Origin of the sequence: Mycobacterium kyorinense (assembly GCF_002101735.1) — a bacterium.
In the GTDB taxonomy this organism is placed as follows: domain Bacteria; phylum Actinomycetota; class Actinomycetes; order Mycobacteriales; family Mycobacteriaceae; genus Mycobacterium; species Mycobacterium kyorinense.
In genome coordinates, this window is record NZ_LQPE01000031.1 from 19350 (window position 1) to 32461 (window position 13112).

General features: G+C 66.2%; 14 protein-coding genes and 1 pseudogene. All 15 read left to right on the forward strand.

Going from position 1 to position 13112, the window contains the following annotated elements:
• Positions 1–3 precede the first annotated feature (3 nt).
• Entirely contained in the window at positions 4–885 is an 882-nt protein-coding gene (locus AWC14_RS05565; RefSeq protein ID WP_045382475.1) for a NifU family protein, read from the forward strand.
• Entirely contained in the window at positions 882–1508 is a 627-nt protein-coding gene (locus AWC14_RS05570; RefSeq protein WP_045382478.1) for a DUF5947 family protein, read from the forward strand. Before AWC14_RS05565 ends, AWC14_RS05570 begins: the two co-directional genes overlap by 4 nt.
• Positions 1505–2146: a DUF6084 family protein gene (locus AWC14_RS05575; RefSeq protein WP_045382481.1), complete on the forward strand. Its 642-nt coding sequence runs from the start codon at positions 1505–1507 to the stop codon at positions 2144–2146. Before AWC14_RS05570 ends, AWC14_RS05575 begins: the two co-directional genes overlap by 4 nt.
• Positions 2143–3520, forward strand: a pseudogene (locus tag AWC14_RS05580) (hypothetical protein). The gene AWC14_RS05575 and the pseudogene AWC14_RS05580 overlap by 4 nt, the downstream one beginning before the upstream one ends.
• Positions 3478–3597, forward strand: a complete 120-nt coding sequence (locus AWC14_RS30155; RefSeq protein ID WP_428838946.1) for a DUF6893 family small protein — start codon at positions 3478–3480, stop codon at positions 3595–3597. The pseudogene AWC14_RS05580 and the gene AWC14_RS30155 overlap by 43 nt, the downstream one beginning before the upstream one ends.
• A gap of 7 nt (positions 3598–3604) precedes the next feature.
• Entirely contained in the window at positions 3605–4096 is a 492-nt protein-coding gene (locus AWC14_RS05585; protein ID WP_057003470.1) for a hydrogenase maturation protease, read from the forward strand.
• A 3-nt stretch (positions 4097–4099) separates the two neighbouring features.
• Positions 4100–4348: a HypC/HybG/HupF family hydrogenase formation chaperone gene (locus AWC14_RS05590; RefSeq protein WP_045382489.1), complete on the forward strand. Its 249-nt coding sequence runs from the start codon at positions 4100–4102 to the stop codon at positions 4346–4348.
• On the forward strand, positions 4345–6645 hold the full coding sequence (gene hypF, locus AWC14_RS05595) for a carbamoyltransferase HypF (protein WP_045382492.1): 2301 nt from the start codon (positions 4345–4347) through the stop codon (positions 6643–6645). The genes AWC14_RS05590 and hypF overlap by 4 nt, the downstream gene beginning before the upstream one ends.
• The gene (locus tag AWC14_RS05600) at positions 6642–7361 is read left to right on the forward strand and encodes a HypC/HybG/HupF family hydrogenase formation chaperone (RefSeq protein WP_045382495.1); all 720 of its coding nucleotides are present in this window, start codon (positions 6642–6644) and stop codon (positions 7359–7361) included. Before hypF ends, AWC14_RS05600 begins: the two co-directional genes overlap by 4 nt.
• Positions 7358–8011, forward strand: a complete 654-nt coding sequence (locus AWC14_RS05605) for a D-sedoheptulose-7-phosphate isomerase (protein ID WP_045382498.1) — start codon at positions 7358–7360, stop codon at positions 8009–8011. The genes AWC14_RS05600 and AWC14_RS05605 overlap by 4 nt, the downstream gene beginning before the upstream one ends.
• On the forward strand, positions 8011–9123 hold the full coding sequence (gene hypE, locus AWC14_RS05610; RefSeq protein ID WP_081968243.1) for a hydrogenase expression/formation protein HypE: 1113 nt from the start codon (positions 8011–8013) through the stop codon (positions 9121–9123). Before AWC14_RS05605 ends, hypE begins: the two co-directional genes overlap by 1 nt.
• 19 nt (positions 9124–9142) lie before the next feature.
• Positions 9143–9415, forward strand: coding sequence for a HypC/HybG/HupF family hydrogenase formation chaperone (locus tag AWC14_RS05615; protein ID WP_045382501.1), 273 nt, complete (start codon positions 9143–9145; stop codon positions 9413–9415).
• A gap of 8 nt (positions 9416–9423) precedes the next feature.
• Positions 9424–10557 carry a hydrogenase formation protein HypD gene (gene hypD / locus AWC14_RS05620; protein WP_045382547.1) on the forward strand — a complete coding sequence of 378 codons (1134 nt, stop codon included), beginning with the start codon at positions 9424–9426 and terminating at the stop codon, positions 10555–10557.
• On the forward strand, positions 10554–11300 hold the full coding sequence (locus AWC14_RS05625; protein WP_268811723.1) for a DUF6390 family protein: 747 nt from the start codon (positions 10554–10556) through the stop codon (positions 11298–11300). The genes hypD and AWC14_RS05625 overlap by 4 nt, the downstream gene beginning before the upstream one ends.
• A gap of 435 nt (positions 11301–11735) precedes the next feature.
• Positions 11736–12854 carry a Nickel transporter NicT gene (gene nicT / locus AWC14_RS05630; protein ID WP_045382507.1) on the forward strand — a complete coding sequence of 373 codons (1119 nt, stop codon included), beginning with the start codon at positions 11736–11738 and terminating at the stop codon, positions 12852–12854.
• Positions 12855–13112: the final 258 nt, after the last annotated feature.

The following is a 13112-nucleotide window of genomic DNA, read 5'->3' on the forward strand; positions in this document are numbered from 1 at the left end:
TGCATGGCAGATCGCCCCGAGGAGATACAGGGGGACGCGCGATGGCGCACGGCGGGCGATCGGATCCAGACACTGCTGGACGCGACCGCAACCGGCGGGGCTGCCGTACGCGAACGCGCCGAGCAATTGGTTCGCGAGGTAGTCGAACTCTACGGCGCAAGCCTGTCGCGGATCGTGGAGTTGGTTGACGATCCGGCGATCGTCGAGCGTCTCGCCACCGACGACCTGGTGGCCAGCCTGCTGCTGGTGCACGGCCTCCACCCGCATGACGTATACCGGCGGGTCTCCGACGCGCTCGAGCGGGTCCGGCCGTATCTGGGTTCCCACGGCGGCGATGTCGGGTTGCTCGACATCGTCGAAGACACGGTACGACTGCGGTTCACGGGCAGCTGCACGAGCTGCCCGTCGTCGGCGGTGACGCTGGAGCTGACCGTCGAAGACGCGATCCGTGCTGCCGCGCCGGAGATTTCGTCGATCGAAGTGGTGAGCTCCGAAGCCGAGGCGGCGCTGATCCCCGCCGAAACCCTTTTGGCCAAAGTCCATTCCACCGGCACCGCGTGGCATCAGGTACCCGAGTTGGCCGAGCTGGCTCCCGGCGAAATCGGCGGCTTCACCGTCGACGGCGTCTCGGTGCTGGCCTGCCGGGTCGGGGACCAGCTGTACGCCTACCACGACCACTGCCCCGCATGCGACGAATCGTTGGCCGGCGCGGAACTGCACGAGGAGCGGCTGAGCTGTCCGGGTTGTCACGCGCATTTCGACGTCGTGCACGCCGGCGCCGGCCTGGACGACCACGGCGCGCACCTGGATCCCATCCCGCTGCTGGCCCGCGACGGCGTGTTGTCCCTCGCCGTCCCCGCCGAGCCGATGGGGGCTCCGGCATGACCAGTCCGTTCGACATCCTGTCGCGCATCACCAGCAACCGGCGGGCGCCTGAGCCCGCGGGCCCACGGTGTGAGATGTGCGCCGACCCAATCGCCGACGAGCACCAACATGTGGTGAATGTGGCCGGGCGGCAACTGATGTGCGTCTGCCGGGCCTGCTACCTGTTGTTCACCGACTCGCAAGCGCAGCTGCGCTACCGTGCGGTCCCGGACCGTTATCTCGCCTTGCCCGACTTCGCGCTGGACCGCCGCGCCTGGGACGCGCTGCAGATCCCGGTCGGGCTGGCGTTCTTTTTCCGCAACTCAACCCTGGGGCGCACCGTCGCGTTCTATCCGGGGCCGGCCGGCGCCACCGAGTCCGAACTCGACCTCGACGCGTGGAGTGCGATCGCCGCCGCCGAACCGCGGGTGGATCTGCTAGCCGACGACGTCGAAGCGCTGCTGGTGCGGGTTCCTGACGATGGGCAACCGATCTGCTATCTGGTGCCGATCGACACCTGCTACGAGTTCGTCGGCGGGTTGCGAAAGTTGTGGCGCGGCTTCGACGGCGGGCAGCAGGCCCGCGATTTCATCGACGAGTTCTTCGCCAGGCTCGCCGCCCGCAGTAAGGAGCAAGGACGGTGACCGGTCTGACGTTCACCGTCGTCGACGTCGCCCCGGAACCGTACGCGGCCACTCCGATCCTGGCCGCGCGGGTGGCTATCTCGGCGGCCGGCGACGAGCCGGTGCATGCGATCGCGCTGCGCTGCCAGGTCCGCATCGACCCGCTGCGGCGCGGGTATTCCGAAGACGAGGCCGTGGGACTGGCCGACCTGTTCGGGCCGCGCGAACGCTGGGCCACCACGCAACACACATTCCTGTGGCAGCACTGCGCGGCGATGGTGCCGGGGTTCACCGGCGTCACCGAGGTAGCGCTCGCCCTGGAGTGCACCTACGACTTCGAGGTCGCCGCCGCCAAGTACTTGCATGCGTTACGTGACGGAGCCGTGCCGTTGCAATTCCTGTTCAGCGGAACGGTATTCAGCGCCGGAGAGCGGGGATTTTCGGTGCGGCAGGTGCCGTGGGACTGCGAAGACCGCTACCACATGCCGGTCTCGGTGTGGCGGGAGCTGATCGCCCAGCACTACCCGAACAGCGGATGGGTCCGCCTTTCGCACGACACCGCGGCGGCGCTGGTCGCTTACAAGTCGGCGCGCGGCCTTTTGAATATCGACGATGCGGTCAACGCGCTACTGGCCGCGGCGCGCGAGGAGGTCCGATGAGCGTCAATTGGGACCGGGCCCGCGCCGTCGCCGACGCCGTGCTCTATGAGGGCTACTTGCTCTACCCGTACCGCGCGACGTCGACCAAGAACCAGTCCCGTTGGCAATTCGGGGTTCTGGGCCCACCCGGTGCGGCCGACGCCGGACTCGGTGAGCAAGACAATCTGTCCGCACAATTTCTTGTCGAGAACGCCCGCGCCATCACGCTGGTGGTGCGGTTCCTGCAACTGCAGCACCGCGGCGCCGAGCGCGACGGCGGGGGTGGGCACTACCACCCGGTCGACGAGCTGATTACGCCGTCAGGATCGTGGCTCTCCTGGGATGAGGCTGTCGAACGTGAATTGTCGTTCGGCCCTCTGGAGCTGGCTGACATTCCGCGGCAATGGACGCTGCCGGTGACGGTGCCACCGGGAACGGAGATCGAACCGGTCGACGGTGGTCGGCTGGTGCGCACCAGGCAGGAGATCCGCGCGTCGTTGACCGTCGCGGTGGAGCGCGACGGCAACCTGGACCGTGTCACGCTCACGGTGTGCAACACCGGCGCGGCGGCGGCTGACAAGGCCGACGCGATTTCCAGGTCCCTGATCGGGACCCATGTCATCGCGGAAACGGTTGACGGCCAGTTCATTTCATTGCTCGATCCGCCGGAACACGCTTCGGCGGCCGCTGAGCGCTGCCGGCAGCACCGATGCTTTCCGGTGCTCGCCGGCCCTCCCGGCGAGCACGATCTGCTGCTGATTTCGCCGATCATTCTCTACGACCATCCCGAGATCGCCGAGCAGAGCGACATGGCGCTCTACGACGCCACGGAGATCGACGAGATCCTCACGCTGCGGGTGATGACCATGACCGAGGAAGAGAAGGCTGCGGCGCGCGCCACCGATCCGCTGGCCGCGCAGATCATCGACCGCTGCGACGCGATGTCGACGGAGGCGTTGCAACGCCTGCACGGCGTACTGCGCGATCCGCACCAGGTTGCCGGCCTGATTCCGGAGATACCCGAAGGTGTCGAGTGGTGGGATCCGCTGGCCGACAGCGCAGTTCGCCCGGATACCGATGCGGTGTTGGTGAACGGCGTCCGCGTGGCTCGCGGCAGCCGCGTCCGGTTGCATCCGGGCCGCCGCGCCGACGCGCAAGACGTCTTCTTCGCGGGCAAAACCGCTCGCGTCACGTCCGTGCACGAGGACGTCGACGGCAACCAGCACGTCGGCGTCGTCGTCGAGGACGACCCGGCGGCGGACCTGCACGACTGGTATGGCCGCTACCTGTACTTCTCGCCCGACGAAGTCGAACCGCTGGAACCGCAACACAGGTGAAGAAAGGAAATCGACATGGAGATCCTTGGTTGGGTGTTTATCGGCATCCTGGCAGTGATCGCCTTGGTAGCGGTGACGATGGGAGTCATGTCGCTCCCGGATGCCCGGCGCTACCTGAAGATCCGCCACATGTAGGCGGTTCATGACCGCGCGCATCTTGGTAGCCGGTATCGGTAACATCTTCCTCGGTGACGACGGCTTCGGACCCGAGGTGATGCGCTATGTGTGTGATCGGGTTGCCGGATCCGATGGAGTGCGCGCGACCGACTACGGAATCGGGGGCATGCACTTGGCCTACGACCTCCTTGACGGTTGGGACGCCCTGGTGCTTGTCGACGCCGTGCCCAACCAGGGCTCACCTGGCACAGTCCATGTCTTCGAAGCCGACCATGAAACCCTTTCGAGCACAGCGGGTCTAGACGGTCACAGTATGGATCCGGCGGCGGTGTTCGCCAGCCTTCGGGCTCTCGGCGGCGTCGTACCCCGGACCGTCGTCGTGGGGTGTGAGGTCGCCGACGTCACCGACGGCTTGGGCTTGAGCGAGATCGTCCAAGCCGCCGTTCCGGGCGCGGTGCAGGCGGTCGAGTCGGCGGTGGCGATGCTGCGCACCGAGGACGACGGGCGGGAGGTTTGACAGATGTGTCTGGGAATTCCGGGTCAAGTCGTCCGGATGCTGGACGGCTACGGGGGGCAACTCGCGCTGGTCGACGTCGCCGGCGAGCAGCGCAAGGTCAACGTGGGGATGCTGCCGGAGGAGACGTTCGCACCCGGCGACTGGGTCATCATCCACATGGGTTTCGTGGTCGAGAAGACCGACCGGGCCGGCGCCGAGCAGGCGATGGCCGGTCTCGAGTTGATGGGCCGCGGCGGTGATGGGTTGACATGACTGACGTGTTGCTCCGATCCGGAGATGTTCGGCAGCGGTTCACCGTGACCGGTGTCGTTCAGGGGGTGGGCTTTCGTCCGTTTGTGCACCGGATTGCCAGTGATCTGGGTCTGGCCGGACTTGTCGGAAACGATTCCGGCGCGGTGTTTCTCGAGGTGCAAGGGCCGGCTGCGCGCATTGACGAGTTCGGCCGCCGGCTGCGGGCGGAGGCTCCACCGCTGGCCATGATCACCGCGGTCTCCGTCGTCAACGTCGAGCCCACTTGCGACACCGGTTTCCGGATCGTCGAGAGCCAAACGGTCGCCGGGGCCATCACGCCGATTCCGCCCGACATCGCGGTCTGCGACGACTGTGTGCGCGAGCTTTTCGATCCCCACGACCGCCGTTACCGGCACCCGTTCGTGACATGCACCAACTGCGGGCCGCGGTTCACGATCATCCGCGCGCTGCCGTACGACCGTCCGGCCACCACCATGGCGGGGTTCACCATGTGTGAGCTGTGCGCGGCCGAATACCACGATCCGAGCAACCGGCGGTTCCATGCCCAGCCGATCGCCTGTCCGGACTGCGGGCCGTCGCTGTGGTTCCGCTCCGGCTCCGGGCGAGTCGACGGATCGGATGCCGCGCTGGCGGCAACGCAACAGGCGCTGGCCGCCGGCGCGGTGGTTGCGATCAAGGGAATCGGCGGCTACCACCTGGCCTGTGTCGTCGACGACGACGCGGTCGTCGGCGCGTTACGGGTCCGAAAGGCGCGGGGCGCGAAGCCGTTTGCCATGCTGGTGCGCGATCTGGAAGTCGCCCGCCGATACGCGTGGATCGACGACACCGAAGCGGCGGTGCTATCGAGTCCGGCACGGCCGATCGTGTTGCTGCCGCGGCGCCCGGACGCGCCAGTAGCGCAGGCCGTTGCGCCCGGCAGCCCGCTGCTCGGGCTGATGTTGCCGTACTCGCCCATCCATCACCTCCTGCTGGCGGCGGTGCCCGATGCCTTGGTGCTGACGAGCGCCAACCGGTCCGCCGATCCGATCTGCTTCACCGAAGACGATGCCGCCCAACGGCTTCCACAGCTCTGCGATGCGGTGCTCGACCACAACCGGCCGATCCAGGTGCCCTGCGACGACTCGGTGGTGCGCGTCCTCGACGGCCGGGAACTGCCGATCCGCCGCTCCCGGGGTTACGCGCCGCTGCCCGTCGACCTCGGCCGCGAGGGCCCTGCCGTGCTGGCTGTCGGCGGCGAACTGAAGAACACGTTCTGCCTCACAGACGGCCCGCGCGCGTTCATGTCCGGGCACATCGGTGACATGGGCACGCTGGAGACGCTCCGGGCATTCGAGCGCGCAGTGGACCAGCTCGGCGAAATCCGGCACCAGCCGGTGCGGTTGGCCGCCGATCTGCATCCGGGGTATCAGACCCGCAGTTGGGCCGAGCGCCACGCCGGTGATCGCCGGTTGGATCTCGTCCAGCACCACCATGCGCACGTCGTCTCGCTGCTGGCCGAGCACGGCCGAATCGGCGAACCCATCATCGGGGTCTCCTTCGACGGCACCGGATATGGCTGCGACGGCACCATCTGGGGCGGCGAGATCCTGGCGCTGGGCCGCGACAGCCACCGGTTCACCCGGGTCGGTTATCTGATGCCGGTGCCGCTGCCGGGCGGGGATGCCGCGGTGCGCAATCCGTGGCGGATGGCGTTGTCGCAGTTGCGGATCGCCAGCATCGACTGGAGCCCGAATTTGGCCCCGGTGACGGCCGCGACGCCCGCCGAGCTGTCCGCTGTGCGCTCGCAGTTGGACAGCGGTGTCGGCTGTGTGCCGTGTTCGAGCATGGGCCGGCTGTTTGACGCGATCGCCTCCCTGCTCGGAATCCGTCACCGCATCGACTACGAGGCCCAGGCCGCTATCGAACTCGAGGTGCTGGCCGAAACCGCAGGCAGCACTGCGCAGTTGCGGCTGGATGTGGGCGCCGATGGCGTGATCGACCCGCGTGGCTTGGTGCGGGCAATGGTGACGGAGCTGCGCGCGGGAACCGAACCGGCTGTGCTGGCGGCCGGCTTCCACCAGGCGGTCGCGACCGCCGTCGCCGAGGCGGTCGCTCTGGTGGCCGGCCCGGTGAAATTGGTGGGCCTCACTGGTGGGGTGTTCCAGAACGTGCTGCTGCTGCGCGCCTGCCGAGAACGGCTGCAGCAGGCGGGCTTCGAGGTCCTGACTCATCACATCGTGCCGCCTAACGACGGTGGGCTGGCGCTCGGCCAAGCAGCGGTGTCGGTGCTGACTGCATTGGAGGACCAATTGTTATGACTACCACCGCGATTGACCGCGGACTCGGCGCCGACCTGACCGCCGACCTCGCCGCCACCGCGCTCACTCTTGCCAAACGATTCGCGGCCGGTGCCACGATGTGGTCCATTGCACCGGGGTGGGAGCCGCACGCCCTGCACATCGCGGTCGAGTTCATCCACCCGGTGATCGTGGGCAAGCGGGCGCTGCCGGCGGTCGCGTTGACCGGGCCCGACGTGGTGGACCTGGTGAGGGTGTCGGTCCGTCCCGGCGACATCGTGGTCGGCGTCGGCGGCGCCGACAATGCCGAGGTGCGATCGGTGATGCGCCGATGCCCCGCCTGGGGCGCCACCAGCGTCTGGATCGGCAGCGGTGAACGGCCGCCGGCCGGAATGGCAGATCACGTGCTGTGGCTCGACGATCCCGATCCCAGGGTGCCCGCGACCGGCGGTTTTGTGTTGTTCTACCACCTGTTGTGGGAACTGACCCACGTCTGTTTCGAGCACCCGGGGCTGCTGAAACCGGCTGCTGCAGAAGAGGTCTGCACAATCTGCAGCGACGAGGGCCGCCTCGGTGAGGTGGCAGCGACGTCGGCGGACGGCACCGCCGAGGTACGTACCGCCCGAGGGGTCGAAACTGTCGCGACCACGCTGGTCGAGCCGATCGAGCCGGGCGATCTCGTGCTCTTACACGCGGGGACGGCGATCCACCGCCTCGAGGAGGAGCCGCGGACATGACCGACGAACCGACCAACTTTCTGTACCCGTTCATCGACGCGCAGGAAGACGACGCCACGTCGCTGCTGGCCGATCTCACCGCCTCGGCGCAGGCGAAGGCCGCCGAAAGCCTGGCACTGCGGCGGTCCACGGTGGAATCCAACGCGGAATTGTTGGCCACCGCCGCCGGCGAGATGGCACGCCGTTTCGCGGCCGGGGGGCGGTTGTTCACCTTCGGCAACGGCGGCAGCTGCACCGATTCCACGACGCTCGCGAAAATGTTTGCCCGGCCGCCAATCGGAAAGCCGCTCCCCGCATGGGCTTTGACCGCCGATCAGGCGATCTTGACTGCGCTCGGCAACGACGTCGGATTCGAGCTGGTGTTCGCCCGGCAGTTGATCGCACGAGCGAAGCCGGGCGACATCGCGATCGCGATGTCGACCAGCGGCAGCTCACCGAATCTGATGGCGGGCCTTGCCGAAGCGCGTCATCGCGGCCTGTACACCGTCGGTTTCGCCGGATACGACGGTGGCGCGTTCGCCAAAAGCCCGGATGTCGACGCCTGTTTCGTCGTTCGTTCACAAAGCGTGCACCGCATCCAGGAAGCCCAGGCGCTGCTCGGCTACGAGTTGTGGCTGGCGGTGCACCAACAGATGGAAGCGGTTGCCTAATGCCTAAATCAGCAAGCGAATACCTGGCATCGGGGCCGAAATTCGCCGAGAGCGACGTCATCGAGCGGATCGAGTCGTTCCGCAGACGCCGCCCCCGCTTGCTCGACGACCATGTGACCCTGGCGCATGGAGCCGGCGGCAAAGCCTCGGCGGCCCTGGTGGACGCGGTGTTCATGGAGGCGTTCGCCAACCCGCTGCTGGCGTCACTAGGCGACGGCGCGGTCATCGACTTGCCCGGCGGCGAGCGGATCGTGTTGTCCACCGACTCGTTTGTGGTGCAGCCCAGGCGTTTTCCCGGAGGCTCGATCGGTGAACTCGCAGTGCACGGCACCGCCAACGATCTCGCCGTGACCGGTGCAGTGCCACAATGGATCTCGGCAGCATTCGTGCTCGAGGAAGGCTTGCCGATCGCCGAGCTGAAGGAGATCGTCGCCGACATGGCATCAGCGGCGGCGGCGTGCGGCGTGCAGATCGTCACCGGTGACACCAAAGTGGTGCCCAACGGTGCCGCAGACGGCCTGTTCATCACCACCACCGGCGCCGGCGTCATTCCCGAGGGACGGCAGCTCTCGGCACAGTCGGTCCGCGCCGGCGACAAGGTGCTGCTATCCGGGTCCATGGGCGACCACGGAATGGCAGTGATGCTGGCCCGCGGCGATTTGGCGATCGAGGCCGACATCCGCTCGGACACCGCCTCGGTGAGCCCATTGGTGGAGTTGCTGTTGGCGGCGGCGCCGTCTACCCGCTGGCTGCGCGACGCCACCCGCGGCGGCGTGGGCACCGTCTGCAACGAACTGGCCCAGGCCTGCGGTCTCGGGGTACTGCTCGAGGAGGAGAAGCTGCCGGTGCACCCGATGGTCAGTGGCGCATGCGAATTGCTGGGCATCGACCCGCTCTACGTCGCCAACGAGGGCAAGTTCGTCGCCGTCGTCGCGCCGGAGGAAGCCGAAGCCGGACTGGCTGCGTTGCGGTCCCATCCGTTGGGCGCCGAAGCGGCCGAGGTCGGGGAGATCATCGCCGAACCAGAGGAGACCGTCGTGGTACGCACCGGATTCGGGGGTACCCGGATCGTGGACATGCTTGTAGGTGACCCGTTGCCGCGGATCTGTTGACAGTAAGGAAGTAACTCAGATGTGTCTTGGGATTCCCGGGAGGGTCGTCGAAATCACCGATCCTGCCAACTATTTGGCGAAAGTCGACGTCAGTGGGGTGCAGCGCACGATCAGCGTGCGGCTGCTGGAAAAGGACATGCCCGAACCGGACGACTGGGTGCTGATCCACGTCGGCTTCGCGATGGCCAAGATCGACGAGACCGAAGCCTTGCTCACGCTGGTCGCGGTCCAAAAGATGGGTGACGCCTACGCCACCGAAATGGAAGCCTTCGACAAGTCCGCGATCGTCTAGGAGTGACCATGAAATTCGTCGACGAGTTCCGCGATCCGGCGGCGGCCCGCAAACTGCTGGTGGCAATCGAGCACCTGGCCGGCGCTGGCGGTGAGCACTTCAAGTTCATGGAAGTTTGCGGCGGACACACCCACACCATCTATCGGCACGGCATAGAACACATGCTGCCGCAGAACGTGGAGCTGGTCCACGGCCCGGGCTGCCCCGTCTGCGTGATCCCGATGGGCCGCATCGACGACGCAATGTGGCTGGCCGAACAGCCCGACGTCATCTTCACCTGCTTCGGCGACATGATGCGGGTCCCCGGCTCCAACGGCAGTCTGCTGGATGCCAAGGCGCGCGGCGCCGACGTGCGGTTCGTGTACTCACCGCTGGATGCGCTCAAGATCGCCGTCGACAACCCGGACAGGCAAGTGGTGTTCTTCGCGATCGGTTTCGAGACCACCGCACCGTCGACCGCGGTGACACTGGTGCGGGCGCGCGATCTGGGCCTGAGCAATTTTTCCGTGTTCTGCAATCACGTCACGATCATTCCGCCGATCAAGGCCATCCTGGAATCACCAGACTTGCGGCTCTCCGGGTTCATCGGGCCCGGGCATGTGTCAACCGTCGTCGGGAACCGGCCGTACCGATTCGTGCCCGACGTCTACGGAAAGCCGTTGGTGGTCTCGGGATTCGAGCCGCTGGACATCCTGGCGTCGGTCGCGATGCTGCTGACCCAGATCCGCGAGGGCCGCTGCGAGGTGGAAAACCAGTACAAGCGGGTGGTGCCCGAAAACGGCAACCCGGCGGCGCTGGCACTGATGGGCAAGGTGTTCGCGCTGCGCCCGCACTTCGAATGGCGCGGGCTGGGCTTCATCTCGCAGAGCGCGCTGCGGTTGCACGACGACTTCGCCGAATTTGACGCCGAGCTGCGCTACGACATGCCCGGCGTGCGGGTTGCCGACCCCAAGGCCTGCCAATGCGGTGAGGTGCTCAAGGGTGTGCTCAAGCCTTGGGAATGCAAGGTTTTCGGCACTGCGTGCACTCCGGAGACCCCGATCGGGACCTGCATGGTGTCCCCCGAGGGCGCGTGCGCTGCCTACTACAACTTCGGCCGCATGCACCGGGACGCGGTCAAGCTGGTGGGTTCGCGGACTTGACCGTGTCGGTGGATACCCGCGGGGTTGAGATGTTCGCCCGGTATGCCTACGCGCCCAATGCACTCGGGTATTGCGGCCCGCCGCTGGGCGCGACCTTGCGTGACGGTTCGGTGGACGAGGTGCGGGCCGCGGCGGCGAAGTTCTCTGGCGCCTGGCCCTACCTGCTGGTGCTGTCGAAGATGACCGGCATCACCAATCCGCTCGATTATCGGCTCGTCGAGTCGTATTGGCACGGTGGCGGTGTGGGCGCCGACCTGGAACCAGCGGCGTTTCTCGACGAGCTTCTCGCCATCATCGGTCCGCAGGCGGGCCGGTACTGGTCGCATCTCGGCCCGGATATGGCAAACGAGGCCGCCGCCAATCACAGCTTCCACGTGTTCGGGGTGTACCCGTGGTCACGGTTGCTGGGACACGGCCTCGACGAGCACCCGTTGGGCGTCCTGGACAATTGCCGAATCACTTGGGGCACAGTACTTTCCCGCGACAGCTACACTGTCGAGGTGTCGTGCCGTCGGTTGGTCTGGGACGGTCACGCACTGGCGCTTTCCGAACCGTCACCGCGTCCGCTCGATGTGTGGGCCGATGGGTACAGCGCGGTGCCCGACGTGGCCGTCGGTGACGACGTCGCTATCCACTGGGGCCGGCTGTGCGGGCGGCTGCGCCCTGAGCAGGTCCAGGCATTGTCCGACACCACTGCCCGCCAGCTGGAAGTGACCAACAAGCGCCTGGCACACGTCTTTTAACCGGCCTTACCCGCCGCGAGCGGAAGGGTACCAACGAGCTGCTCAAGTTGATCGCGGTGTTCCGATAGCGCGACGAGCGGCTGCTCGTCTGCGCGGCAAACTCGGTGCTGTAACTGGATTCGGCGTTTCTGCGGCCCGGGCGATTCGACTACATCATCCGGGTCCGACCCCCGGATGCGAAGGCGCGGACGGCAATCTGGCAGCACTACCTTTGGCCCGCCCCCGAATCTGTTGACTTCGGCGCGTCGGGCCGCAGCCAGCCAGATGCTCACCCCGGCCGATATCGAATTCGCCGCCCGCAAGGGTAGCAATTCGCGCCGCAACGAGATTACTTGCGAAGTACTTGCAGAATTCTTGCGAATCGCCGGCATAGAGCCAGGCCGCGAGCTAAGGTCGTCGCGGGTTGGGATTTCTTCTCGGACGAGGAGAAGCGATATGGCCGGTGATGCGCTCGGACCCCGGCAAACGCCGTGGGCAAGGGTGCGCGAGGCTTTGACGCCGGACGAATGGTTGCTCCTGGGCGCCATGTCCGCGGCGATCGTCGGGCTGCACGTCGTTGGCTGGTGCACCCTGGTCCTGATCGTCGAGCCGACGCACCTTTCCGTCGGCGACAAGGCATTCGGTGTCGGCATCGGTCTGACCGCCTACAGCCTGGGGCTGCGGCATGCGTTCGACGCTGACCACATCGCCGCCATCGACAACACCACGCGAAAGCTGATGAATGACGGCCAGCGGCCGCTCGCCGTGGGGTTCTTCTTCTCGCTGGGCCACTCGTCGGTGGTCTTCGGGCTGGCATTGCTGCTGTCGGTCGGCATCAAGGCGATCGTCGGACCGCTCAAGGACGATTCCTCGGCGCTGCACCACTACACCGGTTTGATCGGCACGAGTGTCTCGGGCGTGTTCCTGTATTTGATCGCCGTCGTCAATGTCGTGATCCTGGTCGGCATCCTGCGAGTGTTCGCGCGAATGCGCCGCGGCATCTACGACAAGGCAGAGCTGGAAGAACAGCTAAACAAACGCGGATTGCTGAACCGGTTCCTGGGCCGCTTCACCAAATCGATCGGCGCGTCGTGGCATATGTATCCGGTCGGTGTGCTGTTCGGGCTAGGTTTCGACACGGCCACCGAGGTCGCGCTGCTGGTGCTGGCGGGCACCAGCGCTGCAGCCGGCCTGCCCTGGTATGCCATCCTGTGTCTGCCGGTGCTGTTCACCGCCGGGATGTGCTTGTTGGATACCATCGACGGCTCATTTATGAACTTCGCCTACGGCTGGGCGTTTTCCGATTCGGTGCGCAAGGTCTACTACAACATCACTATCACCGGGCTATCGGTTGCGGTCGCTCTACTGATTGGCAGCATCGAACTGCTTGGCCTGCTCGCCGATCAACTCGGTTGGAACGGCCCAGTTTGGGATTGGATTGGGGGGATAGACCTCAACGCTATCGGCTTCATCATCGTCGGACTGTTCGTGCTGACATGGGCTGTTGCCCTGTTGATTTGGCATTACGGACGCATCGAGGAGAAGTGGAGCGTGTCGGCGCAGCGCGTCGCCTAAAGCGTGGCCAACACCCGGCTTGGATCCTTTTCAAGCCGCGATCACCACCGTGTTTGATTCGGGTTGACGGGCTTGAAGTTCCAGTACGGCGGGTGAACATCCTCGGATGATATGTTTGCCAAATAACCTGCGGTGCTAGGACACTGACGCCAGATGTCGCGCATATCCGTCCTAGCTCGCCAGACTTCGCCATCCCGGTATGAGCTCACCCGCACTGAAACCGCGGTTTGACCCTGGCCGTGAGGAGGTGGGAGCCAG

What these genes read in the sequence shown, in the direction of transcription:
- hypD (WP_045382547.1), top strand. Translation starts at nt 9,424, where the DNA reads ATGAAATTCGTCGACGAGTTCCGCGATCCGGCGGCGGCCCGCAAACTG.
- AWC14_RS05605 (WP_045382498.1), top strand. Translation starts at nt 7,358, where the DNA reads ATGACCGACGAACCGACCAACTTTCTGTACCCGTTCATCGACGCGCAG.
- AWC14_RS05585 (WP_057003470.1), top strand. Translation starts at nt 3,605, where the DNA reads ATGACCGCGCGCATCTTGGTAGCCGGTATCGGTAACATCTTCCTCGGT.
- AWC14_RS05570 (WP_045382478.1), top strand. Translation starts at nt 882, where the DNA reads ATGACCAGTCCGTTCGACATCCTGTCGCGCATCACCAGCAACCGGCGG.
- AWC14_RS05615 (WP_045382501.1), top strand. Translation starts at nt 9,143, where the DNA reads ATGTGTCTTGGGATTCCCGGGAGGGTCGTCGAAATCACCGATCCTGCC.
- hypF (WP_045382492.1), top strand. Translation starts at nt 4,345, where the DNA reads ATGACTGACGTGTTGCTCCGATCCGGAGATGTTCGGCAGCGGTTCACC.
- nicT (WP_045382507.1), top strand. Translation starts at nt 11,736, where the DNA reads ATGGCCGGTGATGCGCTCGGACCCCGGCAAACGCCGTGGGCAAGGGTG.
- AWC14_RS05565 (WP_045382475.1), top strand. Translation starts at nt 4, where the DNA reads ATGGCAGATCGCCCCGAGGAGATACAGGGGGACGCGCGATGGCGCACG.
- hypE (WP_081968243.1), top strand. Translation starts at nt 8,011, where the DNA reads ATGCCTAAATCAGCAAGCGAATACCTGGCATCGGGGCCGAAATTCGCC.
- AWC14_RS05590 (WP_045382489.1), top strand. Translation starts at nt 4,100, where the DNA reads ATGTGTCTGGGAATTCCGGGTCAAGTCGTCCGGATGCTGGACGGCTAC.
- AWC14_RS30155 (WP_428838946.1), top strand. Translation starts at nt 3,478, where the DNA reads ATGGAGATCCTTGGTTGGGTGTTTATCGGCATCCTGGCAGTGATCGCC.
- AWC14_RS05600 (WP_045382495.1), top strand. Translation starts at nt 6,642, where the DNA reads ATGACTACCACCGCGATTGACCGCGGACTCGGCGCCGACCTGACCGCC.